Genomic DNA, 23,620 nt, shown 5'->3' on the forward strand with positions numbered 1-23,620 from the left:
GGGAAAAGGGAGCTGATTGACGATGGGTAACGAATTCAATAAGACGGAAGCCGACTTTGCATATGAGCGCTATACCAAAATGGGCGGTATCTCCCCTGAGCAGGATATCCCGCTGGAAGAATTGCGTCCGCTTGGCACGATTACTGAACAAAGCCCCAGTGAGGATACCGCAGACGCCGGGAGCCGCCCGCTGGAATCCGCACTAGCCAGTCATGACCCTGCCCACTTCACACCGATTGATTTCGACGGTGTAGTGGATGACGGCTCTGATCCGGAGCTAGTGAGCGACCCTATTCTAGCGGCCGATATCGGGCTGAACGTGCCGGACGCCGGGCTTGGACCGCGCGCAGACCGCCCTGCTCCTTCCTCTGTCACCCCGGGTCCGCAGCGGGATGAGCTGCTGGAGTCAGATGCTATATACACGGCCGGGGCTGCTGGCTTAACCGGCAGTGTCATTGATTATGCGGATACGGAGGACGAGGTGACCGAAGAAGCGGAGGAAGCCGCTCCTTTGGAGGACGTCCCGGATGCGGATGAGCTGGTTCCCGGCAGCAGCATTGACCCGGCCTCCCCGGACCCTGATGCTATGCCCGGAACCGATGTGCTGAACGGCTCAAACGGCGACGAGTAGATACGGCTAAGCGTCCCTGCCGGAGCGTACACCCAAGGTCCAGGTTCATATTGACTTTTGGAGACAATCGGCATACGATAGTTTCATTCAATTGCGGCGATGGAGTTCGCCATAACCGCCCTTCGGGGCTAATGACTCCTACCAGTGGTTAACTGCGCTGGTAGGAGTCTGTTTTGATTTCAGGGTAGTATGTATTTCGGGTCGGGGGGCGTTAGCCATAGTGAAGAGGAAGTATGAACAGTGGTCAGCACTTGCAGCGCGCCAGAGCCAGCTTGCGCTCTGGAGTACATTCGTCAAATGGGTGATCCTGGGGGGACTGGTCGGGCTGCTGGCAGGAAGCGCCTCGGCCTTGTTCCTGGCCAGTCTGAATGCGGTCACCCAGGTAAGGCTGGAGCATGCCTGGCTGCTCTTCCTGCTTCCGGTAGGAGGCGCGCTCGTCAGCGGAATGTATATGCGTTACGGCAAGAGCAGCCTGAAGGGTAACAATCTGATCCTGGAGCAGATCCGCCAGGGCAATGAAGCGATTCCGCTGCGCATGGCCCCGCTGGTTCTTGGCGGGACGCTGATTACCCATCTCTTCGGCGGCTCGGCCGGACGCGAAGGCACGGCCGTGCAGATGGGCGGCAGTCTGGCCGACGCACTCGGACGCTGGCTCAGAATCGGTCCGCTGGACCGCCGAATCCTGCTGATGTGCGGCATCAGCGGCGGCTTCGGCTCCATCTTCGGCACTCCGCTGGCCGGAACGGTGTTTGGCCTGGAGGTCATCGCCATCGGGCTGATCAGCCATAAGGCGCTGCTGCCCTGTTTTGCCGCCAGCTTCACCGGTGATCTGGTAGCCTCCCGCTTGTGGGGCGTTTACCATACCCACTATCAGGTGGATGTCTTCCCCGCTATGGATGTCCTGGTGCTGGTCAAGGTTATATTCGCCTCCATCCTCTTCGGCCTGTGCAGCCTGCTGTTCAGTGAGCTTACCCATTATCTGAAGCGGACCTTCACCGCCATCATCCGTAATCCTATGCTCAAAAGCGCCGCCGGCGGGCTGATCATTATTGCCCTGGTCTACATAGCCGGTTCTCGGGACTATCTGGGGCTGGGCCTTCCGCTGATCAACAGCTCCTTAGAAGACGGCGTATCGCCCTTCGCCTTTCTGTGGAAGCTGATCTTCACCGCCTTCACCCTGGGGACCGGCTTCCAGGGCGGCGAAGTGACGCCGCTGTTCGCGATCGGAGCTTCTCTGGGTAGCAGCCTGGCCGGAGTACTCCATCTATATGGGCCTTTTCTGGCCTCGCTTGGCTTCATCGCTGTCTTCTGCGGAGCCACCAACACACCGCTTGCCTGCTTCATTATGGGCATCGAGCTGTTCGGCTCCGGCGGAGCGGTCTATATGTTCATCGCCTGCATCATCAGCTATCTGTTCTCCGGGCACAGCGGCATCTACAGCTCCCAGCTCATCGGCATCTCCAAAAGCGCCTTGCTGCCGGTTCCCGAAGGAACGACGCTTGCTTCCGCCAAGGAGCAGCCCGCACCAAAGTAGCGGAATCCGGCAGGGCGCGGAAGCAGGCTTTGCCAGAAGCAGGACAAAGAAGGTATGATACAGAGGTGAATGCACCAGATTATTCAAAAGGAGAGATGCTGAAGTGAAGTCTATCACAAGAAAACCCGTCATCCTGCTTGCGGTGATGTGCCTGATACTCGTCATTCTGGCGGGCTGCGGCAACAAGCCAGTGAATAATAATGCCGCCGGCAATGGTAACAGCAGTACCGGAGCAGGCAGTGAGGCTACAGCAGCACCACAGGAGAGCGCCGCCGCTACAGAAGGCGTGCCTTCAGCCACAGCCAGTCATCCGGTGGTTACGATTGAGATGGATAACGGCGCTGTAATTAAGGCCGAGCTGTATCCCGAGGTTGCCCCCAATACGGTCAACAGCTTCATTTCATTGATCAAGAAGGGCTTCTATGACGGAACCATCTTCCACCGGGTCATTCCGGGCTTCATGATTCAGGGCGGAGACCCGGATGGCACAGGAATGGGCGGACCGGACTACAGCATTGCGGGAGAATTCAATAACAACGGCTTCACCAACAATCTGCTGCATACAGAGGGCGTGCTGTCCATGGCGAGAAGTAAAGATATGAACTCTGCCGGCTCCCAGTTCTTCATTATGGCCGCTGCTTATCCAAGCCTGGACGGCGATTACGCCGCCTTCGGTAAGGTTACCGAAGGACTCGAAGCGGTCCAGGCCATCGTCAGTCTGCCGCGTGGCAAGAATGACCGTCCGGATCAGCCGCCGGTAATGAAGAAGGTCACCGTTGATACCCTTGGGGTTACGTATCCCGAGCCGCAAAAAGTACAATAAGCAGCCTGCAAGCGGGTTGCACAGACTAGTAAAGCATCAGATTTAGAACTGTAAGAATAGACCTCAGGCGTGTTAAAATCTGAGCATGAACATCGATTTAACACTAGGGCTGAACCCCGTTGCTGACTTCAACTCCTACATTCAAGTAGCTGATTGTATTTCCTGCAATAGAAAAGGCATAGCCGACCGTAAAATAAGATTCTATTGTATTTCATACAGTGGAATGTTGTGTTTTAGCTGAAAAATGGCCTTTTTTCAACATTCCATTGTACTGAATACAATAGAATCAATTTTGTAGGCTTTTTTACAGCATTCTAATGTACAAACTGCAGTTGCTATCGTTCCAGCACCTGCAGTTTGTTGCAGCGCCCCGAGTACCGTAACCATTCATAGGCGATAGGCTTAATTGTATTTTGTACAACTAAAACGTCTGGTTGGCTTCCCAGTATACGTTTAGCTGTATTTCGTACACTTAAAATCCCCACTTTCCCGAGTTTCCACCCGTTGGGGCAGATTTAGTTGTACAGATTACAGCTAGAAGAGGCAAGCCTTCTTTTTCGCTGTTTTTAAGTGTACATTCTGCAACTATCCCTGAATGTCTACTTGGAACTACACGCCATAAAGCACTGCTTGGTTGAACTGCATTAACTTCTATAGGTCTGATGCTCAACTAGTCTTGCTCCAAAATCCACACAGAAGAGCCATCCCCCATAACCGGAGAATGGCTCTTCTTCGCATCTTAAGTATACTTGAAGCATGCAGCTTCTTATTGGAAGTGGGTGTGCTTCGTTCTCCACTGCTCCAGCTTAATGACCACCCAGAAGCCGTAGATTCCGAGCGTAATCAGCGTCAGCAGGAACCATTTGATCCATTGTCCGAACAGACTGACGGCTGTACCGTCGAACCGCAGGCGCTGCCCCTCCACCACGGTATGCTCGACCTTCCAGCGGTAGAGCATGACTATTGACCAGGGATAGCAGATGCCGAAGGTACAGACCGTAACCAGCCAGCCTACCAGACACCAGCCAATGTACTCAATAAGCTTCCCGTCAAAATAAGATTCCCTGCTTCCATAATTCATCGCTGCCGGATTCATATGCAGTGCTCCCATGGGCCTCCGCCTTTCATTCATGCAAATTATTCCTGGTTCTATTTTCCTTATTATCCATGGCGAGTACTGCTACATTTCTCACAATTCAAACGGGAAATGGATAAAAAGTAGAAAGAAGTCGAAAATACCCGTCTGGGGGCTTATCTCCGGCTAAGGGCGTGCTGCCCGTTCCGCAGGAAGGTGCTGCGGCTGTTGCGCAGCAGGGATATCCGTTCTTCTGCAAGCTGATCCGCAGCCGCATAAGCCGGAATCCCCTTCAGGCGGGAGATCTCCAGCACACGGGTGATGCTGTCATAGATTCGGGAGATCTGCTTGTACGCCCGCTCCTTGTGGTAACCGTTCAATTCATCGGCAATATTAATAACGCCCCCGGCGTTAATTACATAGTCCGGTGCGTAGACAATCCCCATCTGGTGCAGCGCATCCCCGTGACGCGGCTCCTTGAGCTGATTATTGGCAGCCCCTGCAATCACCTTGGCTCTAAGCTGCGGCAGAGACTCATCATTAATGGTGGCACCGAGCGCACATGGTGCATAGATATCACAATCTGCTCCAATAATTTCGCCCGGGTCTACGGCGGTTGCCCCGTAAGCCTCCACGGCCCGGTTCACTGCCTCTCTATGAATGTCTGCAACCAGCAGGCGTGCGCCTTCTTCATGCAGATACTTGCATAGTGTAAAGGAGACATTCCCAACCCCCTGCACGGCGACGGTTCTGCCAGCCAGGGAATCACTGCCGAAGGCAGCCTTCGCTGCGGCCTTCATGCCTTGATATACCCCGAAGGCTGTAGCCGGTGAGGGGTTGCCGGACGAGCCGTAGGAAGCCGATATTCCGGTAACGAAGTCGGTCTCCTGGTGGATGATATCCATATCCTCTTCCGTAGTGCCTACATCCTCTGCTGTAATGTAACGGCCGTTCAAGCCCTGTATGTATCTGCCGAAGGCGCGGAACATCGCTTCGTTCTTGTCTGTGTGCGGATCGCCGATAATGACCGTCTTGCCGCCGCCCAGATTAAGTCCGGCCACCGCATTCTTATACGTCATGCCTTTAGCCAGACGAAGAGCGTCAACAAGCGCCTCCTCCTCCGTTGCATAAGTCCACATTCTCGTTCCGCCCAGCGCCGGTCCCAGCGTGGTGTCGTGAATCGCAATAATCGCCTTAAGCCCTGATGCCTTATCCTGACAAAACAGTACTTCCTCGTAATCCTCCCGCTCCATCGCCGCAAACAATTCCATCCGCTTCATTTCTCCTGTCTATTCTTATGTACATGTTACGTTTCATAACAAAGCTAGTCGTTCTGGAATGTATTGTCAAGTTCATTTGTCCCATTTTCATCTTTTTTCATAAATGCGCATCAAGCAGCAGACCCCGAACCTCACGCCTATTGTAAGCACATGGGGTGGGGTCTGTGAAGGGATTAGGCCCAGTATTGATCTGGCCGGTACTCGATTTCGGACTGCACAGCTATCGTTAAGCGCCCGGAGTCCGCATCATAGGTTACGGGCTGATCTCCAACGTAGTACCAATGCTTGATGACCGGACCGTCCGCAGGCTCCTCGAAGCGGAAGACATTAAGCTCCGCCTTCAGCTCCACCACCGCAGCGCCCTTATCTGCCGCCACATTCGTCAGGGTGATCAAGGTCAGCCCGCCCTGCTCATCGAAGGTGTATCCTACTCCCTCCATGCTGTTCACAAGCATGCGCCCGGTTACGGAATGCTTCACCAGCACTCTTTCCTGCTCTGCCATTCGAGCTCCTCCTTCATATCTGGTTCCCGCCGCTCATTACGGCAGATCAATCACCATGACCAGTATATGCTCATCCGCCTTCAGCTCCAGCTGCGCTGTGTCCTCGATTCTTGCCGAATCGCCCGGCTTCAGCACATCATTCCCGTTCAGGGTAAGCTGCCCTTCTACCAGATATACAAAGCTGCGCCGCCCCGGCTCCTGCCGGAAATTCAGTTGCCCTCCCGCCTCGGCCTTCCCCAGATAAATCGTCATATCCTGGGCTATATCAACAATCTCCTCCGACGCTTCAGCCGCTACTACCGGAAGCAAGCGTCCTTCAAGCTTGGCCGGATCGAAGCGTCCGGTTGCATAGGAGGGAGCTGTCCCCCGGTTCCGGGGCATGAACCACAGCTGAAGCAGGCGGACCGGCTCACTGTCCGAAGGGTTATGCTCCGTATGAATCGCGCCGGTCCCGGCCGACATCCGCTGGATGCCGCCGAAGGACGTCTGCGCGACATTACCGAGGTTGTCCTCATGACGAAGCACGCCGGACAGCACAATCGAGACAATCTCCATGTCACTGTGCGGATGGGCGCCGAAGCCTTTTCCCGGAGCGATCGTATCATCGTTACAGACACGCATCGGCCCAAAGGCCGTGTTGTCCGGATCGTAGAAATCCCCGAAGGAGAAGACATGACTGCCCTTCAGCCAGCCGTGATCGAACTGGTGCGCAGACGCAGCTGGATAGATTGTAATCAATGGAACCGCCTCCTGTGGTTATTATGAAGTGGTCGATATCTGCAGTTCAGAAATGATGAACCATTTCTTGGACGCAGCATCCTTGAAATACACCTGGATCATATAGCTCCCCTTGTCGGTAACCTTATAATTATACGCTGCCGATTTGAACCAGAAGCTGTCCTTCTTCTCTGTAATCGGCTGGTTATCCACAACATCCGTCTTGCCTGCCGGGTCTGTAATGGTGATTTTCAGATCGGAGATATCTGTTTTGAGATCATCCACCTGCACCAGGGCAGAGAAGGTATTGCTGGTGTCCATTCTGACTTTGCCAAAAATCTTACCCTGCTCATCCAGCAGCACCGTGTTCACATTAGGCTTGTAGATCTTGACCGTCCCTGCTGACTCGTCCACGGATACAATCGCCTGCATATTCTCCGAAAGCTGCTCCACAGGCACATAGACCCCGCCATCCGAGGATAGTGCAGGCTGCTTAAGCAGCATATTATTCACATAGAATGAGAGATCTGTTTTGCCGGCAGCAGCATACAGCAGGCCTCCCCCCGAGACCATCATCAGGCACATTGTTGAAATCGCCAGCTTGCGCATCTTCCCCATTATTCCCGTCCCCCTCTATAATGTCCTATGCTGTTTATACCCTTCAGGCGGCAAGGAGTTGCTGTGAATTGTAAAATAAAACCGGCTGTACGTTTTTCCTGAGGAAAAGGCACAGCCGGTCACGGGACAACCTTCTTGCTCCGGGTGCACCCGGAAGCAGCATTTACAGCTTGGCGATCGTCTCGGTAAGAACCGGTACAATCTGTGATTTACGGGACACTACACCCTTCAGCACAGCCTTGTTATCATCCAGCTTCACATTGTAAGCCTGCTCCACAGCTCCGGCTACGCGGCCCAGTGCAAGACCCACGGAATCGTTGTTCAGAATATCGGTAACCACGAACAGGAACAGATCCAGTCCCTTGTCGTCAATAATCGCGGTAAGCGCCGCTTCCAGCTCCGGCTGTTTGGACAGGACATCATTCACATCCACAGCGTTAACCTGGGCAATCTCCACCTTATATTCACCCATCTTGAACTCCTTGGCATCCAGAGAGATCAGTTGGGCAATACTCTTATCGCTCAGGTCGGCACCGGCTTTGAGCATGTCCAGGCCATAGCTCTCGGCATCCACTCCGGCAATGACCGCCAGTTCACGCGCAGCAGCCACATCCTGCTCCGTGCAGGTCGGCGATTTGAACAGCAAGGAATCGGAAATGATAGCGGACAGCATCAGACCGGCGATGTTCTTAGGAATGGCCACGCCATTCTCTTTGTACAGCTTGTTCAGAATGGTAGCCGTACAGCCGACTGGCTCAGCCCGGTAATACAGCGGATAGGCGGTCTCGAAGTTCGCAATCCGGTGATGGTCAATAACCTCAACCACACGAACCTGATCGATATCATTCGCACTTTGCTGGCGTTCATTATGGTCAACCAGAATCACTTGTTCAGCTTCTGTAGCAACGTTCTCCACCAGACGCGGCGCTTCTACCCCGAAGTGGTCGAGGGCGAACTGAGTCTCTCCGCTGATGTCTCCAAGCCGGACCGGCTCGGCATCCCAGCCCAGTTCCTTCTTCAGTGCCGCATAAGCAATGGCCGAGCAGATCGTATCTGTATCCGGGTTTTTGTGACCAAAGATCAAAGTTTTTGTCATTTCCAATCTCCTTACTATGTTTTTGTGAGAATAATATACCATACATTGATAGAAACCTGCCAGAGACCCGTAAATATCCGGCCTGGGTTAACGCTTGGTATGCTCCTGCACTGCCTGTACAGGTTGACCCCGTTTCGTCTTCGGCAGCGCCTCAGGCGCATTCTCCCCGAAGAGCGGCTCGTTATCCGAGAACAGATCCGGGTTCTCCCTGAGCATATCACTCAGGATACGCGTAGTCTCCACCGTGCCGCAGAGCATAACCGCCGCATCGCCGAAGCTGCCCCGGCGCAGCGCCCCGCCGTCCTCCAGCACAGTCTCCACCTTCCAGAAATGCTCCGACCAGGACAGTCCGCAGTGTCTGCGCGAAGGCACCGCAATCTCCTCTCCTTCCGGCGTCACGGTATAGAGCGCCTCAGGCCCGTCCGTCATCCGGCCGGGAATATCCACCCACTCTTCAATGCCGTGAATGAACGTATTCCTCCGCAGATCCACACCGAGCAGCATAATCTCCGCTCCCCGGTCCAGCAGCTTGCCATAGACCGACCCGCGTGCACAGGGCGTATCCCAGCGCTCATCTCCGGCTATGAACACCGCCGCCTCCCTGCCCAGCGCCGCCACCGAATGTGTGGGATGCCAGGAACGGATCACGCCCGGCCGCTTCCGGAACAGCTCCGGCAGAATTCCTACGCAGGCGGGAGACTCCAGCACAGAGAAGCGCGGATTCTGCCCGTCGATATAAGACCAGGTATGGGTGGGCAGGACCAGCAGCCCCTCCTTCATATATTCTGAGAGAACATCCAGTACGGTATCCGCTCCCCCTTCTACTTCACCGATGCTTTTGAGCGAGGAATGGACCAGCAGTGTCCCCTGCGGATCGATTCCCATCCTCTCCAGCTGCTTCATCAGACTTGATCTGGTGTGCATGATTAACCCCGCTTTCCTGAATAATAAATACCAGCTTGAAATGCATCTTGAAATACACCCTGAAATACATCTTGCAAAATTACTCATTTACTATTAAAATTATAGTAACTTAATATTAATAAGTAATTTGCAGCTTTTATATAACAACCCAAGTTATATAAGAAACACTAAAGAAATTAACAAAAAGCAAAAAGAAGCGGAGGGGAAATTTGGAACTGGAGGAGCGTTAGCGACCGCCTTTGTATTTGGATTTCTACCGCGAAGAGCGGTTCTAATCAGGAAATCCTAATACAACAGCGGCCGGAAGTCCAAATGTTCACCGCAGTGACGACCTAGCTTCGAGTTCAACTCTTAAGTGTGTCTTATATAACAACCAAACTTCAGGAGGTATTCCCATGAGTTTAACACTAAAAGGAATTCATCATGTATCTGCCATTACCGCCAAAGCGCCGGAGAACTACAAATTCTACACCGAAGTGCTCGGACTCCGCTTGATTAAGAAGACCGTCAACCAAGATGACGTATCTGTCTATCACCTGTTCTACGGGGATGAGACCGGGAATCCAGGCACGGAGCTTACCTTCTTCGAGTTGCCTAACGCAGGGCGAAACCGCGACGGCAATAACAGCATCTCCGCACTCTCCCTGCGTGTTCCCGGAGATGATGCCCTGCTCTTCTGGACACAGCGCTTCACGGTGCTCGGCGTAGAGCATGAAGAAATCACCGAACGCGGCGGCCGCAAGACACTGGCCTTCACCGACCATGAGGGCCAGCGCCTCATCCTCATCTCAGATGAGCATAACGAGGGCATGCCCGGCGGTAAGCCCTGGGCCAAGAGCCCGGTACCTGCCGAGTATGCCATAGTCGGACTGGGACCGGCACATCTGACGGTCGAGACTGCTGAGCATACGGCCCTGATTCTGGAGGACCTGCTCGGCTTCCGCCGTGCAGGCAGTTATCCTTCTCCAGTCACGGGCCAGCCGGATATTATCGTGTTCGAGACTGGCGAAGGCGGCTCTGGTACGGAGATCCATCTGGAGGAACGCAGCGATCTTCCACAGGAGCGCCTGGGACGGGGCGGCGTGCATCATGTAGCCTTCCGCGTCGATAACGAAGAGGAGCTGAAGCAGTGGATTGAACGCATCCGCAGCGTACAGCTCCCGAACTCGGGTTTTGTGGACCGCTTCTACTTCCGCTCCCTGTATTTCCGGGAGCCGAATGGTATTCTGTTCGAGCTGGCAACGGACGGACCGGGATTCGCCACGGATGAAGAGGTTGAGCATCTGGGCGAGGCGCTGGCCCTTCCTCCGTTCCTGGAAGCAAAGCGTGAACAGATTGAGGCCCACCTGAAGCCGCTGGATACCCGCCCGCAAGTCTGATCATATTACCTTGGTGAATTAGCCTTGGCGAATTGCACATGAAGAAACTCCGGCTGACTTACAAGCCGGAGTTTCTTTTGAGTTGGCCAAGCCTGCATAACAGCTTAGGCTTACCGGCTCAGATCAGCTCTCCGACCAAGTGATCGTGAACAGATTGAAGCCGGGCCGGGCCGTGGAGGCTTTGCCTGTGATGGATACAGGACTCGTCCCGCCGAGTCTGCCCGTAATTTTGACATTGCTGGCTGATACCGACTCCGAGGCATTATCCAAGTTTTTAATCCGCGCATATTCACTATACACGAAGCCCATGATCTCCAGTGTCTCCTGCGTGGAATACGTGAACGCCACCTTCTTCTGGCCGTTAGCATCCGTATCCAGCGTGATCGCAATCAGGGCGTCCTGGGGAATCGGAAAATCCTTAGGCAGATTAACCGGTCTGGCCGTTCCCTCCACTACTGGAGCAGGAGTTGTATTCCCCCCGCCGGTAGAGGTTCCCGGAGCAGGAGTCGGCGCAGGAATATCCGCACTGCCGGCACCAATTCTCACTTTATAGTTGACCGAGTCATAATTGATAGGCACCTTCAGCACCGTGGCGATCGATTGGACCGGCAGGTAGGTGAGACCTTCGTAGGTGATCGGTGTCAGGGTTTTGCCGTTGCCGTCTTTCATCCAAAAAGGATTACCATCCACCACAATACCCAGGCTATGGTTCAGATAAGCCTTAATCTGCTGCAGCTTGGTGCCCGCATACACCCCTGCCGAGCCTGTTACCGTCATGCCGGTGACCACCGCGGCAATCAGCCATTTTTTTCTCATAATATCCTCTCCCGTATGTTGTTGTTAAAAAAGTATAAACTTTGCGTCCCTATATATTTAACACGGAAGCGAAACTTTCAACCTGCCTGCCGTCTTTTATTCCGCTTACGCGCGGTTCACAATCTCCACCAGCTCGTCCAGACTGCGGATTTCATAGGTAGGAAGGATCTCAGGATCACCGGGCTTGCCCAGCGGATTGAACCAGCATGTATCGATGCCGTAATTGTTCCCGCCCCGGATATCCGAGGTCAGGGAGTCCCCGACGATCAGCACCTTGCGTCTATCGGACAGCTTAAGCTTAGCAAAAGCATAGTCGAAAATCCCCGTCTCCGGCTTCTGGTAACCGGCCTCCTCTGAGATGATAATCTCCTCGAACACCTCGCTTAGCGGAGAACCCTTGATCCTCGACTGCTGTACATGCTTGAAGCCATTAGTGATAATAGCCAGCCTGCATCCCGCCAGCTCTCCGCAGATCTCTACCGCCCCTTGAATCAGGAAGGTGCCTTCCCCCAGAAAACGCAAATATGCTTCACTGAATTCATCCGGCTTCAGGCTGAGCTGATGGGCGGCGAACAGCCGGTTGAACCGTTCCACCCGCAGGGCGGCAGCGGTAATCTGCCCTTGTTCAAGCTCCTTCCACAGTCCATGGTTAATTTCCTGGTAGCTGGCGGCATACTCCTGCGCGCCCGTCGGCAGCCCGAAGTGGGCGAAGGCATGGATCAAGGCATGACTCTCTGCCATTCCATAATCGAACAGCGTATCATCGGCATCAAATAAGATACATTCGTATTTCATCATTTCCTCCATCTCGCTTATGTAGTTCGACAACATACATCCTTCTGCGATATAATTTGGGATAGGCCTTAAAAAAATCAACGGGGTGATTGTCATTTTATACGGTTTAGCTTTTCTCGTGTCATTTTTTATCGTTTATCTGCTGATTCCTCCTCTGGGCAGGCTGGCTTTCCGGCTGGATTTCGTGGACAGGCCGAGGGAAGATGTTGAACGCAAAATCCATAGGGAGCCTATCCCGCTAACGGCAAGCTATGCCATATTCGTAGGTTTTTTCATTACATATCTGCTCTTCGCACGTGAATTCACCCTGGAGACGCTCGCCCTGTTCATTGGCGGTGTGCTTCTGCTGACTATAGGAACCATCGATGACTGGTACAAAACCAAAGGCAAGGATTTCCCGGCCCTGCCCAAGTTCATCGTACAGATTGCCGCCGCGGTTCTGGTGTTCTTTTCCGGCAATGCGTTTACCGGCTTCATTAATCCGTTCTCAGGTGATTATATCTCACTGCCGTTCATTTTGCAGTTCCTGCTGACGATCATCTGGATCTTCGGCGTCACTACGGTCATTAATTTCTCGGACGGCATGGACGGTCTGGCCGGCGGACTTACAGCGATCTCGGCAGTTACCCTGTTTGTAGTCGCACTCACGATGGGCCAATCTACTTCTGCCTACATGGCAATTTCGCTGATCGGGGTTACGCTGGCGTACTTGCGCTTCAACAAGGCTCCGGCCAAAATCTTCATGGGCGATGCCGGCGCCACCTTCCTCGGCTTCATTCTGGCGGTGATTGCGCTGGACGGCGCCTTCAAGCAGGCTACGGTGTTGTCGCTGTTCATTCCGATTCTCGCGCTGGGCGTACCGATCTTCGACAATATTTTTGTCGTCATCAGACGCTTCCTGAAGGGACAAGCCATCTATCAGGCGGACGCCAGTCAGGTTCATTACCGTCTGCTCAAGGCTGGTCTGAACCAGAGACAGGTGGTCGGCGTGCTCTATCTGGCCAGCGTTTGCCTCTCCCTGTCGTCCATCATTCTGCTGCTGATCCAGACGTAGGCAGGCTGCTATTTATTAAAAGGGCTGTTCCCAAAAGTCATGAAATGGCTGATGGGGGCAGCCTTTTTAATTTTTCGAGCAGGATCAGCGTGGGCGCTGCCTGATTATATGGGAGAACCTTTTACTTTTGAGCAGGATCAACGCGGGCACTTGGGTGGACGCTCCGCGAACGGAACGTTGCTACAATCGCTGTTGTCTCCAGATTTTATTTATTTCCCTAATCGGTAAAAATCCGGAGACAAAGGCGACCGCTATCGCTTTTCCGCATTCGTTCCGTCCTCTCCGCTGTTTAAGCGGGATGCGATTTAAAACCACAAACCCGATACTACACACCCTTTCGCCCTCGCGTCAGCTCATGCGTCAGGTTTTTCGCATACATTCGGGCCACACGCCTGCGCACCAGCAAATGTATGCTGTTTTTCGCATACATTCAGGCCACACGCCTGCGCGCCAGCAAATGTATGCTGTTTTTCGCATACATTCGGGACACACGCCTGCGCACCAGCACAATGTATGCTGTTTTTCGCATACATTCGGGACACACGCCTGCGCGCCAGCAAATGTATGCTGTTTTCCGCATACATCAGGCCCGCGCACCCCCATCTGTACCGATTGTATTCGGTTTTTCGCATACATCGATTCCACGCAACTATATGACGCGTTTCTACGGCCTTAAGGCTCCTGCTCCTCCGTGAAGTCACGCAGCTGCGAGTAGATTCCGATGATCTCCGGCATCGGCATGCGGACCAGACCGCTGGATGACGGGGCGACGAACTCGCGGACTCCGTCCACCACGGGAGCAATACCTTCCTGGAAGCCCCAGGCGGCTGTAGTTCTGCGGCTGAACTCTGTATATACACCCTTGCCGACAAAGCAGGCAATCTCCGGGCGGTACTCCTCCAGCTTGGCCCGCAGAAGCTCGCGGCCCTTGGCGTACTCCTCGCGGGTGATATCTTCAGCGCCTACGGTGGGGCGGGCGACGATGTTGGTGAAGCCATACCCCAGCTTCAGCAGTTCCCCGTCCTCGGAAGCCTCGTATAACCGCGGCGTCAGCCCGGACTTATGCAGTATGCGCCAGAAATTATTGCGCGGATTGGCATAATGATGCCCCAGCTCCCCGGAGCGGATACTGGGGTTGAACCCGATGAATACAATCTGGAGTCCATGATCCAGATGATCCGGCACTTCTTCCATTCCATCCCCTCCTTGCAGAGGCTGCACTCTGTTCGCAGCAGCCTTACCTTACTATAACCCATAACGCATAGATCATAATAACAGGCAACAGCCCCCGCCCGGAGAATCATCCCATGGGCAGGGGCTGTGCAGTGAATTAGGGAAGAAGCGCCTTAAGCGCCGGGTCCATGTCTTGTTCTTCCAATGAACTGAATTCTTCATTGCCCTTCTTGTATTCGATCAGCACTACGGTTCTACCCTCTTGGCGGGTAAATTTACGCTGGTGCAGCAGAATATCATCAATGAGCGTCTTGTCGGTAATCTTCACCGTCCGCTGTTCGCTGCGCGCAAGCTGCAGGCGGACCTCGGCATTATAAAGCTCTCTTGGAGGGATTGCGTTATGATGGACATCCTTGAACAGTTCAACCGATTTAACATCCTCCGCTGTTATCTTCAGCTTATCCGCATACCCCTTCTGCTCCAGCCAGGCGGTCATTTCCTTGTAGGAACGGTTCCAGTTGTACGAATAGGAGAGGGCGCTCTCGGGTGATTTCGGCTTATAGATTAATTGAATGCTTGCCTTCTCCCGTTGATCAGAAATTTCATCCGCAAAGGATTTGTTAAGGATCTCACGCTTTAGAATTCCGGTGAACGCCTCTACATCCTGCGGGTCAGAAATACTGAGGGTCTTGTTCCTGTAATTCAGCCTGAAGCTCTCCAGATTCCCGTTCATCCGGGTGAGGAGATAACGATCCCGCTTGTATGAAGCATCCTCCATCACCGCTTTCAGCTCCGGTTCGTAGCCCGCTACCGGAATCACGTAACTGCGCGTAAGCTTCCGTCCGTTCTCCAGTTGGTACACCAGCATAAAATGCCGGGTCTGACGATACTCACTCCACAGTTCTTTTCTCTGATCAGGCTTTGCAGATACCACGGCACGATGGAGTGCAGTTACCGCTTCAATGTATTTCGGGTCAGTGGAGTACAGCTCCTCCTTCCATGCCTCCGGGGCAGTCTCGCCTTCCAGGCTTCGCATTAGTGCCTGGTAGTTGTCTCCGGCAAATACCCCGACAACCCTATCAGCCTGCGGAACCCGGCTCTCATAACCCGTCAGGCCGGAGATAGGAATGTAGATAAGCAGGCCCAGCAGCACGCTGTACAGCGCGAATTCAAGCGGCAGTCTGCGGGTTAGGATCTGCCAGGTTTTGCGCAGCACCATCTCCACTGTGATATATCCGATCAGCCCTCCGGCCAAGACCCAGCCGATGATCCAGCCGGGCTGCCGGCTGATGCTGCCGAAGTAGCTGCTGGCCACCAGCATAGTGCAGAGCATCACTCCGGCTTTGAACAACGGATTGAAATAGGTAAAAGCCATGGCGTGTCCGGCTTGTTCACTCTGACGCTTACGGTACAGCAGGAAGGACAACGCCAGGAACACAGCAGACAGAAACGCATAACTCCATATCTCTGCTCCACTTAAAGGATCTGTCGTCAGATTGGTTATACGCAGGGGCGGAGACCATACGTTCTTCTCCACAGCTGACAGGCCGAACCAATCCACGTATCCGTACAGAAATCTGTTGAAATGCATATTGATGATCTCCAGAAGTACAGACGGAAGCATCAGAAGAATAAAGACTACAATTCCCTGTAGAATACTCTGCCCTGTGCAAATGCCAACAAAGAGGGTGAACGCGAACAGGAACAGGGTCAGCACCGTAAGGGTCAGGCACCACTCCCAGACCTCCGCTCCGTGATAGATGTACATATTGCCCTTCAGGGGACGGACGAGAGCCGTAACCGCAGCAGTGACCCACACCGGAGGCAGCAGCAGTAGCAGACCGCTAAGCATATGGGAAGACAGCAGATTCGAGCGGCGCAGCGGAAGGCTGTGCATCAGGTCGGAGGACCTCCGGGACTGTATATAACGTGAGAGGAACAATCCGGCAATAATCGGAAAAGGAATCAGGATTGCCGCAATGTCCATGCCAAGGTTGAACAGTCCGTCTATTACGATAGGCTCCTTAAGCCGGTCGCCGTTAATGAACAGTTGCAGCGGGAGTATGAATAAGAGTGCCAGTGTATACAAAATTCCGATCCAGCCATACTGGCGCAGGTTCTGGCGGATAATGCTGCTGTTACAGAATAATCGGCTGCGCGTCATAACCGGCATCCCCCATTTCATAGATAAAGATTTCCTCCAGCGTCAGCGGAAGCTGGTCATACACATACGGGTCATAGACATGAAAAGCTTGGCTGATGCGTTCCCGCTCCCCTTTTACAATGTATAGGCTGACGCTTCCCCGCTGCTCCTGATGGAGGATCTGCAGCTTGGATTCCAGCGCCGCCGCATGACGTACGTCACGGAAAGCGACCTGAATCTTGTGCGTGTCGGCCTTCAGATCATCCAGATCCTTCTCCACAAGCATCCTTCCCTCATGCATAATGCCGACATGGTCGCACAGATCCTCAATCTCCCGCAGATTATGCGAGGAGATCAGCACGGTAAGCTCGCGCTCAGCGACTTCCTGGAACAGGAGATTCTTGATCTGGCGGCGCATCACCGGGTCCAGGCCGTCGATCGGCTCGTCCATAATCAGCGCATCCGGCTTGCAGCTAAGCGCCAGCAGGAAGGCGGCCTGCCGCTGCATCCCCTTGGAGAAGCGGCTGAGCCTGCGCCGGGGATCGAGCCGGAACACTGTAACCAGCTCCTCATACCTTTTTTGACTCCACTGTGTATAGATTGAGCGGTAGAATTCCGCCATACTCTTCATTGTGGCCTGCGGGAAGAAATAAGGGCTGTCCGGCATGAAGAACAGACTGCGCTTCACCTCAGGTGATTCATAGACGGGCCGCCCGCCTACCTTGACACTTCCTGTATCCGGGCGATAGATGCCTGCAAGCATCTTAAGAAGCGTGGTTTTGCCTGCTCCGTTTGATCCCAGCAATCCGTAGATGGCCCCTTTGGGTACCGTCAGCGAGAGGCCGTTCACAGCCTTTTCCTCCTGAAAAATCTTGCTCACACCGCGTATCTCAATCATGGCTGCTCTCCTCTCTTCTCATATCCAGCGCCTGGCGGTACAAGGAACTGATCTCTGTCTCCGTGAACCCAAGGTAGACTGCTTCTGCCATCAGCCGCAGCAGCTCCTCCTTCAGCTCTGCCCGTTTGCTCTCACTCTGGCCCTGCTGCAACTCGGCTACGAAGTTGCCCTTGCCCTGCAGTGAATAGATATACCCCTCACGCTCCAGTTCCCTATAGGCCTTCTGGATCGTATTGGGATTCACGGTAAGCTGCGAGGATAACGCCCGCACCGAAGGCAGCTGTTCATCCGCCCGCAGAATACCATGCATAATCAACTCCTTCACCTTGTCGGTCAGCTGCTCATAGATCGGCTTGCGGCTGCGTACATCCAACTCGAACATGACAGTCCTCCTTTCATCTGATACTCCGGCTGCTGTATCATAGTGTATTAACTGTACTACTATTATTAATACAGTTGAGGATTGATGTCAATCATTAACTTTTACTTTGTCTAGTTTCGGCGCAAAAAAAGAGCAAGCCTGCGGGAACAGATTGTCTCCCGGGCTTGCTCTTTGCTGTTGCTATAGCAGTAATCAGCGTTTATCCTTCCAGAAATTGAGCGGCTCCATATCCTTTGTAATGAGCTTGAAGGTATAGCCTTCCTTCTTCAGCTTCTCCAGAATACGCGGCAGCACCTTGAGCGTAGCCTTCTGGTCATGCATCAGAATGACCGGATTGGTCTTGGACGCCTTCAGCTTATTCACCTGATCCATCACGGTGTTATAGATTCTGTCGCTGTTCTGTTTGTATTTCCAGTCATAGGAATCCACGTTCCAGTCCCAGAGATGATAGCCCTGCGTCAGGACTTTATCCCTGAAGGACTTGGTGAAATAGGGCTTACTTCCGTAAGGCGTACGGATCAAGGTGGTGCTGGTTCCCGTCAGCTTCTTCAGCGTCGCATTGGCACCTGACATCTCGGCAAGCGCCGCTGAAGGGGATGCATAGAACTTCTCCTGGCGGTGGGTCACGCCATGCAGCGCTAAGCCATGGCCTTCCTTCGCAGTCCGCTTCACTTGAGCGGGGTGCTGATTCATATTGTTCCCCAGCATGAAGAAGGTTGCCTGTACGTCATATTTACGCAGGATGTCCAGCAGGTCGCCAGTCGTGGCTGACGGGCCGTCGTCAAAGGTCAGATACACGGTCCGGCCAGGCTTGCCCGGCTCCGTGGGCTGAACCGGAGTGACTGGAGTTACCGGAGCCACTGGAGCCTTAGGCTTCAGCTCTGCAGCATATTTATCGGTGAAGGCTGCATCGGTAAGCTGCGCCGAGCCGTCCTTCACACGAAGTAAATATTTATCTCCCGCATAGGAAATGCTATACCCGAGGTACCCGCTGAGCTTCAGCGGAGCCATGAGTTTGCCGTCCTGTACGAAAGTGCTCATAGGCACGGCAGTCCCATCCTTCAGCACCGCACCTCCGTCCTTGCTCAGCAGGGTCAGCGAACCTGTCCCGCCGGCTACGTGAATCCCGTCCGTCAGTCCGGTAAGGGTCCATTTCAGCTCATCCGCAAGCGCGCGCAGCGGTACATAATAGGTGCCTTTTACGGATACAGCTTCAACCTTGCTTAATTTATCGTTGACTCCGAGTTTAAGAATAGTGCTATCACCTTTAGCGTCAGCCGGGACCTGCACAAGCCCCATAATTAGGAATAAAGACATGAATAAAAGCAGAATTTTCTTGATGCGCACAGCAGCAGTCTCCAATCTATGTATATTTGTCTATCACTTTATCATATATACTTTCAACGTAATTTGAGAGATTGTAACCGCAAGCTAAGAAATTGTTACTCTTATGCAATCATAAATGAGGGTTCGCCATTATTTTCAGAAAGCACGCAATTCTCGTCGAATGCTGTCACAGCAGGCGTTGCACGGTTAAAACAGCGGTTTTTGGCACAGAATAATTGTGACAAAATTAATAACAATATCGGAATTTTGAACAAAAATTGAACAACCTTAAAATTAGCTAAAGTGCGCCACTACAGTGATCTTTATCATACCCTTAGGGAGTTGTAACAATTTGATCACACATATTTAACTTGTTCGCCATTTTTAAGGTCTATTTTATATATTTATACAAAATATGTATTTTGCATTATGGGTAAGTAGTTCTTACTATAGATACAGATCAATGTACTCCCGTTAATGAACGGCGAATGAAAAGTAGTATTGAAGGAAGGAGTTCTATATGAAAAAAAAGGGACCGTTATACGCTTTGTTTCTAAGCCTGATCCTTCTCCTGCCGGGATGCAGCTCAATCGCTGTTCTGAACCCGAAGGGGCCGTCTGCAAGGACGTTATCTGACACCATTGTGCTCTCTATTCTTGTTATGCTCGGGGTTCTGGCTGTTGTCTACATTCTGTATATCTTTGTACTGGTGAAATATCGTGCGAAGAAGAGTAATGAGGGCTACATTCCTAAACATGAAGAAGGCAATGTGGTACTTGAGGCCATCTGGATCATTATCCCGATCATTATCGTAGCCTTCTTGTCCGTTGTTACCGTCAAGACGACTAACGAAGTGGAGAATGTGGCTGCGGACTATCAAGATCAGACTCCGCTGGTCATCTATGCTTCCTCTTCCAACTGGAAATGGCATTTCAGCTACCCTGAGGAAGGGATCGAGACGGTGAACTACGTGAATATGCCGGTGCATCGTGCGGTAGAATTCAGAATGTACTCGTTCGGCACCATTACCAGTCTCTGGATTCCACAGCTTGCCGGTCAAAAGTACGCCATGAGCGACATGCTGACAACGCTTCATCTCTCCGCTGATACGGAAGGCTCTTATATCGGAAAGAATGCTAACTTCAGCGGTAAAGGCTTTGCCCACATGGAATTCGAAGCGCTTGTACTTAGTAACAAGGGTTACGAGGACTGGGTGAAGGAAGTGAAGGAAACCGCACCTAAGCTGACTGAGGAAGAATTCAAAGGCCTGCTGGCCACGGATTACCTCGGACGCAAAACGTATTCCTCCACCCATCTGGAGTTCAGCCCTCCTCCGGGAAATCACGGAGACCATATGAGCGGCGGCGGCAAAGAGATGGATATGGACAACGGCAATCCGGAGCATCAGGATAACAAGGAAATTCATCCGTCTCCCGAGCCGTCCAGCGGAACGGAATTCGACAGCAAGCCTGATCCGGAAGTCGATCAGCCGCTGCCAAGCTCCCCTGTGGATGAAAGCACACATGAAGGACACTAGCTCTCTGAAGAGCTTAATGCAACACACTGAAAGGAGCTACCCTAATGGATTTGGACAAATTTAAGGTTCACGGCGAACCCTTGATATACGGGGCCATGATCAGTATTGCACTGGCAACCATCGGGATTCTCGTAGGGCTTACCTATTTCAAGAAATGGGGCTATCTGTGGCGTGAATGGCTGACCACGGTTGACCACAAAAAAATCGGGATCATGTACATCCTTGCGGCGCTGCTGATGCTGTTCCGCGGCGGTGTAGATGCGATGATGATGCGTCTGCAGACGGCTGCGCCGGAAATGAAATTCCTCGATGCGCAGCACTACAATGAGGTCTTCACCACCCATGGTCTGATCATGATTCTCTTCATGGCCATGCCTTTTATCATCGGTCTGATGAACGTAATCATTCCGCTGCAGATCGGTGCACGGGACGTTGCCTTCCCGCGGCTGAACGCCGTCAGCTTCTGGCTCTTCTTCATGGGCGCCATGCTGCTGAACATTTCCTTCGTCATCGGCGGCTCGCCGGATGCGGGCTGGTCAGCCTACTTCCCGCTGGCGAGTCTTGAATTCAGCCCGACCGTAGGGAACAACTACTACTCTCTGGCCCTGCAAATATCCGGTATTGGTACGCTGATCACCGGGGTTAACTTTATCGTAACGATTCTCAAAATGCGCGCACCAGGCATGACGCTGATGAAGATGCCGATGTTCACCTGGTCCGTACTCATCACCAACGTTATCATTGTCTTCGCCTTCCCGGTTCTTACCGTAGCGCTGGCGATGATGATGTTCGACCGCCTCTTCGGCTCCCAGTTCTTCACGATGGCCAACGGCGGGATGGATATGCTCTGGGCCAACCTGTTCTGGGTCTGGGGACATCCGGAGGTCTATATCGTTATACTGCCGGCCTTCGGGATATACAGTGAGATTATCGCCACCTTCTCGAAGAAGAACCTGTACGGCTATACCTCCATGGTATTCAGTATGCTGATCATCTCGCTCCTGTCCTTCCTTGTATGGGCGCACCATTTCTATACGATGGGTCAAGGGGCTATGGTCAACAGCTTCTTCTCTATTACAACGATGGCCATAGCGGTCCCTACCGGGGTCAAAATATTCAACTGGCTATTCACCCTGCGAAAGGGCAGGATTACCTTCACGACACCGATGCTCTATACGCTCGCCTTTATCCCGATCTTTACGATCGGCGGGGTAACGGGCGTCATGCTGGCAATGGCCAGCGCCGATTACCAGTATCACAATACGATGTTCCTGGTGGCGCATTTCCACTACGTGCTGATTCCGGGTGCCGTATTTGCCGTCATCGCCGGGTTCCACTATTGGTTCCCTAAAGTGTTCGGCTTCCGCCTGAACGAACGGCTGGGCAAGCATGCCTTCTGGTGGATCATCATTTCCTTTAACGTAACCTTCTTCCCGCTGTTCTTCCTGGGTCTCATGGGAATGACGCGGCGTATGTATACGTACTCTGAGGAATCAGGCTTCGGTCCGCTCAATATGCTGAGCTTCGTCGGGGCTGTCGGGCTCGCCATCGGCTTCGTGATCCTGGTCTACAATATCTACTGGAGTACACGCTACATGCCGAGAGATACGACCAACGACCCTTGGGATGGCCGGACGCTCGAATGGGCGACACACAGCCCGATCCCGCTCTACAACTTTGCGGTTGTGCCTAAGGTTGAGACGCGCGATGCTCTATGGTCTGCGAAGCATGAGAATATTCCATTGTATACAGACACTAAATACACCAAGATTCATATGCCAAGCAATACCGGCAAACCGTTCATATTAGGTGTAGTCTTCTTCTTCCTAGGCTTCTTCCTGGTCTTCAGCATGTGGATTCCGGCGATCGTCTCAGGGATTGGAATTCTGGTCGTACTGGCCTTCATGTCCTTCGATAAGGACCAGGGCTACTACATTCCTGTAGAAGAGATTGCAGCTACAGAAAAGAAACTGATGCGGGGTGAGACTGTATGAAAATAGATGCGTCCAAGCCGCTCGAATATTCAACGGAAGAGAACAGTAATAAGATCTTCGGCTTCTGGGTCTTTCTCGGAGCCGAGATCCCTCTCTTCGCTACGCTGTTCACTGTATATTTCGTAATGGTTAACCGCTATGCCAGCGGACCGAGCGGCAGCGAGCTGTTCGAGATCGGCCCGGTGCTGATGGAGACCTTCCTCCTGCTGTCGAGCTCCTTCACCATCGGTCTGGCTGTCCATGCCATGCGGCATGGCTACAAGAAAGCCATGATGGTCTTCATGGCGATTACGCTGGTGATGGGTCTGGCTTTTGTCGGTATCGAAATCGACGAGTTCTTCACTTATGTACATGAAGGAGCTACCCTGCAGACCAGCGGCTTCCTCTCCAGTCTGTTCATACTGCTGGGAACGCATGGTCTTCACGTCAGCTTCGGTCTGCTGTGGGGAATTGGCATTATGATTCAGCTGTGGAAGCGCGGCATTACGCCCGCTACCGCCAACAAAACGTTCATCTTCTCCTTGTTCTGGCACTTCTTAGACGTGGTCTGGATCTTTATCTTCAGCTTCGTCTACCTGAAAGGACTGATGTGACATGATGAAGCAACTATTCCCAATTAAGCATGTGATGGGTTATGTAGCCTCTCTGGTCCTCTCTGCCGCTGCACTGATTGTAATTTACGGAGATCTGTCCTCCAGTGCCAATATGGCGGTGCTGCTGGTTACAGCGCTGATCCAGGCCTCCTTGCAGCTGTTTGTGTTCATGCACATCGGAGAATCGGCCGATTCCAAAAAAGAACTGTATATCAACATCGCATACGCCATGTTCGTGGCTCTGGTCACCATCTTCGGCACCCTGTTCATCTTCGTATGGGGCTGGTATGCTTAGTATGTAAGAAGCAAAGGAGCGTTATGCTCCTTCT

At 52.9% G+C, this 23,620-nt stretch carries 24 protein-coding genes and 1 riboswitch; of the genes, 10 read left to right on the forward strand and 14 right to left on the reverse strand.

Annotated features, from left to right (window positions below; all coding sequences use genetic code 11):
• Positions 1-22: 22 nt before the first annotated feature.
• From MKY96_RS23925 to MKY96_RS23935, 3 genes are all read left to right on the forward strand, one after another.
• On the forward strand, positions 23-631 hold the full coding sequence (locus MKY96_RS23925) for a hypothetical protein (RefSeq protein ID WP_340943886.1): 609 nt from the start codon (positions 23-25) through the stop codon (positions 629-631).
• An 86-nt stretch (positions 632-717) separates the two neighbouring features.
• Positions 718-779, forward strand: a riboswitch (Fluoride riboswitch).
• A 72-nt stretch (positions 780-851) separates the two neighbouring features.
• Positions 852-2,165, forward strand: coding sequence for a voltage-gated chloride channel family protein (locus MKY96_RS23930; protein ID WP_340943888.1), 1,314 nt, complete (start codon positions 852-854; stop codon positions 2,163-2,165).
• 145 nt (positions 2,166-2,310) lie between these two features.
• Complete coding sequence (locus MKY96_RS23935) at positions 2,311-2,988, forward strand: peptidylprolyl isomerase (protein WP_340944752.1); 678 nt, start codon at positions 2,311-2,313, stop codon at positions 2,986-2,988.
• Positions 2,989-3,754: 766 nt separating this feature from the next.
• Here MKY96_RS23935 and MKY96_RS23940 read toward each other — a convergent pair.
• The 7 genes from MKY96_RS23940 to MKY96_RS23970 form a co-directional block, all read right to left on the reverse strand.
• Positions 3,755-4,099, reverse strand: a complete 345-nt coding sequence (locus MKY96_RS23940) for a DUF898 family protein (protein ID WP_340943891.1) — start codon at positions 4,097-4,099, stop codon at positions 3,755-3,757.
• A gap of 140 nt (positions 4,100-4,239) precedes the next feature.
• Positions 4,240-5,334 carry a Glu/Leu/Phe/Val family dehydrogenase gene (locus tag MKY96_RS23945; protein ID WP_340943893.1) on the reverse strand — a complete coding sequence of 365 codons (1,095 nt, stop codon included), beginning with the start codon at positions 5,332-5,334 and terminating at the stop codon, positions 4,240-4,242.
• Between the two features lie 182 nt (positions 5,335-5,516).
• Positions 5,517-5,846, reverse strand: coding sequence for a hypothetical protein (locus MKY96_RS23950; RefSeq protein WP_339222501.1), 330 nt, complete (start codon positions 5,844-5,846; stop codon positions 5,517-5,519).
• A gap of 36 nt (positions 5,847-5,882) precedes the next feature.
• A complete protein-coding gene (locus MKY96_RS23955; protein ID WP_340943895.1) occupies positions 5,883-6,584 on the reverse strand; it encodes a pirin family protein in 702 nt (233 codons plus the stop codon).
• Between the two features lie 21 nt (positions 6,585-6,605).
• Positions 6,606-7,181, reverse strand: a complete 576-nt coding sequence (locus MKY96_RS23960) for a hypothetical protein (protein ID WP_340943898.1) — start codon at positions 7,179-7,181, stop codon at positions 6,606-6,608.
• Between the two features lie 163 nt (positions 7,182-7,344).
• Positions 7,345-8,277 (reverse strand): manganese-dependent inorganic pyrophosphatase, encoded by a 933-nt coding sequence (locus MKY96_RS23965; RefSeq protein ID WP_340943899.1) that lies wholly within the window; start codon positions 8,275-8,277, stop codon positions 7,345-7,347.
• Positions 8,278-8,364: 87 nt separating this feature from the next.
• Positions 8,365-9,201 (reverse strand): AAC(3) family N-acetyltransferase, encoded by an 837-nt coding sequence (locus MKY96_RS23970; protein ID WP_340943900.1) that lies wholly within the window; start codon positions 9,199-9,201, stop codon positions 8,365-8,367.
• Positions 9,202-9,596: 395 nt separating this feature from the next.
• On the opposite strand from MKY96_RS23970, the gene MKY96_RS23975 reads away from it, so the two are divergent.
• Positions 9,597-10,580, forward strand: a complete 984-nt coding sequence (locus MKY96_RS23975) for a ring-cleaving dioxygenase (protein WP_340943902.1) — start codon at positions 9,597-9,599, stop codon at positions 10,578-10,580.
• 123 nt (positions 10,581-10,703) lie between these two features.
• Here MKY96_RS23975 and MKY96_RS23980 read toward each other — a convergent pair whose 3' ends face one another.
• Both MKY96_RS23980 and MKY96_RS23985 read right to left on the reverse strand, forming a co-directional pair.
• Complete coding sequence (locus MKY96_RS23980; protein WP_340943903.1) at positions 10,704-11,396, reverse strand: hypothetical protein; 693 nt, start codon at positions 11,394-11,396, stop codon at positions 10,704-10,706.
• 105 nt (positions 11,397-11,501) lie between these two features.
• On the reverse strand, positions 11,502-12,191 hold the full coding sequence (locus MKY96_RS23985; protein WP_340944755.1) for a YjjG family noncanonical pyrimidine nucleotidase: 690 nt from the start codon (positions 12,189-12,191) through the stop codon (positions 11,502-11,504).
• Between the two features lie 94 nt (positions 12,192-12,285).
• On the opposite strand from MKY96_RS23985, the gene MKY96_RS23990 reads away from it, so the two are divergent.
• Both MKY96_RS23990 and MKY96_RS23995 read left to right on the forward strand, forming a co-directional pair.
• A complete protein-coding gene (locus MKY96_RS23990) occupies positions 12,286-13,245 on the forward strand; it encodes an MraY family glycosyltransferase (RefSeq protein WP_445322055.1) in 960 nt (319 codons plus the stop codon).
• A 39-nt stretch (positions 13,246-13,284) separates the two neighbouring features.
• A complete protein-coding gene (locus MKY96_RS23995; protein WP_340943907.1) occupies positions 13,285-13,473 on the forward strand; it encodes a hypothetical protein in 189 nt (62 codons plus the stop codon).
• Positions 13,474-13,917: 444 nt separating this feature from the next.
• Here the strand turns inward: MKY96_RS23995 and MKY96_RS24000 are convergent, their stop codons facing one another.
• The 5 genes from MKY96_RS24000 to MKY96_RS24020 all read right to left on the reverse strand — a co-directional run bounded on the left by MKY96_RS24000 (position 13,918) and on the right by MKY96_RS24020 (position 19,188).
• On the reverse strand, positions 13,918-14,439 hold the full coding sequence (locus MKY96_RS24000) for a mismatch-specific DNA-glycosylase (protein WP_340943908.1): 522 nt from the start codon (positions 14,437-14,439) through the stop codon (positions 13,918-13,920).
• 136 nt (positions 14,440-14,575) lie between these two features.
• The gene (locus MKY96_RS24005; protein WP_340943910.1) at positions 14,576-16,603 is read right to left on the reverse strand and encodes a hypothetical protein; all 2,028 of its coding nucleotides are present in this window, start codon (positions 16,601-16,603) and stop codon (positions 14,576-14,578) included.
• Positions 16,557-17,459, reverse strand: coding sequence for an ABC transporter ATP-binding protein (locus MKY96_RS24010; protein WP_340943912.1), 903 nt, complete (start codon positions 17,457-17,459; stop codon positions 16,557-16,559). Before MKY96_RS24010 ends, MKY96_RS24005 begins: the two co-directional genes overlap by 47 nt.
• Entirely contained in the window at positions 17,452-17,841 is a 390-nt protein-coding gene (locus MKY96_RS24015; protein ID WP_340943914.1) for a GntR family transcriptional regulator, read from the reverse strand. Before MKY96_RS24015 ends, MKY96_RS24010 begins: the two co-directional genes overlap by 8 nt.
• Before the next feature lie 192 nt (positions 17,842-18,033).
• A complete protein-coding gene (locus tag MKY96_RS24020) occupies positions 18,034-19,188 on the reverse strand; it encodes a polysaccharide deacetylase family protein (RefSeq protein WP_340943915.1) in 1,155 nt (384 codons plus the stop codon).
• A gap of 499 nt (positions 19,189-19,687) precedes the next feature.
• Between MKY96_RS24020 and qoxA the strand changes: the two genes are divergently transcribed.
• Genes qoxA through qoxD form a run of 4 tightly spaced genes read left to right on the forward strand, consistent with a single transcriptional unit; the run spans position 19,688 to position 23,586 of the window.
• Positions 19,688-20,704, forward strand: coding sequence for a cytochrome aa3 quinol oxidase subunit II (gene qoxA, locus MKY96_RS24025; protein WP_340943917.1), 1,017 nt, complete (start codon positions 19,688-19,690; stop codon positions 20,702-20,704).
• A gap of 44 nt (positions 20,705-20,748) precedes the next feature.
• The gene (gene qoxB / locus MKY96_RS24030) at positions 20,749-22,698 is read left to right on the forward strand and encodes a cytochrome aa3 quinol oxidase subunit I (RefSeq protein ID WP_340943919.1); all 1,950 of its coding nucleotides are present in this window, start codon (positions 20,749-20,751) and stop codon (positions 22,696-22,698) included.
• Positions 22,695-23,291 carry a cytochrome aa3 quinol oxidase subunit III gene (gene qoxC, locus MKY96_RS24035; RefSeq protein ID WP_036693560.1) on the forward strand — a complete coding sequence of 199 codons (597 nt, stop codon included), beginning with the start codon at positions 22,695-22,697 and terminating at the stop codon, positions 23,289-23,291. Before qoxB ends, qoxC begins: the two co-directional genes overlap by 4 nt.
• A gap of 1 nt (position 23,292) precedes the next feature.
• Complete coding sequence (qoxD, locus tag MKY96_RS24040; RefSeq protein ID WP_340943921.1) at positions 23,293-23,586, forward strand: cytochrome aa3 quinol oxidase subunit IV; 294 nt, start codon at positions 23,293-23,295, stop codon at positions 23,584-23,586.
• Positions 23,587-23,620 lie beyond the last annotated feature (34 nt).

It is taken from the genome of Paenibacillus sp. FSL R7-0302 (genome assembly GCF_038006885.1).
Taxonomy (GTDB): domain Bacteria; phylum Bacillota; class Bacilli; order Paenibacillales; family Paenibacillaceae; genus Paenibacillus_AQ.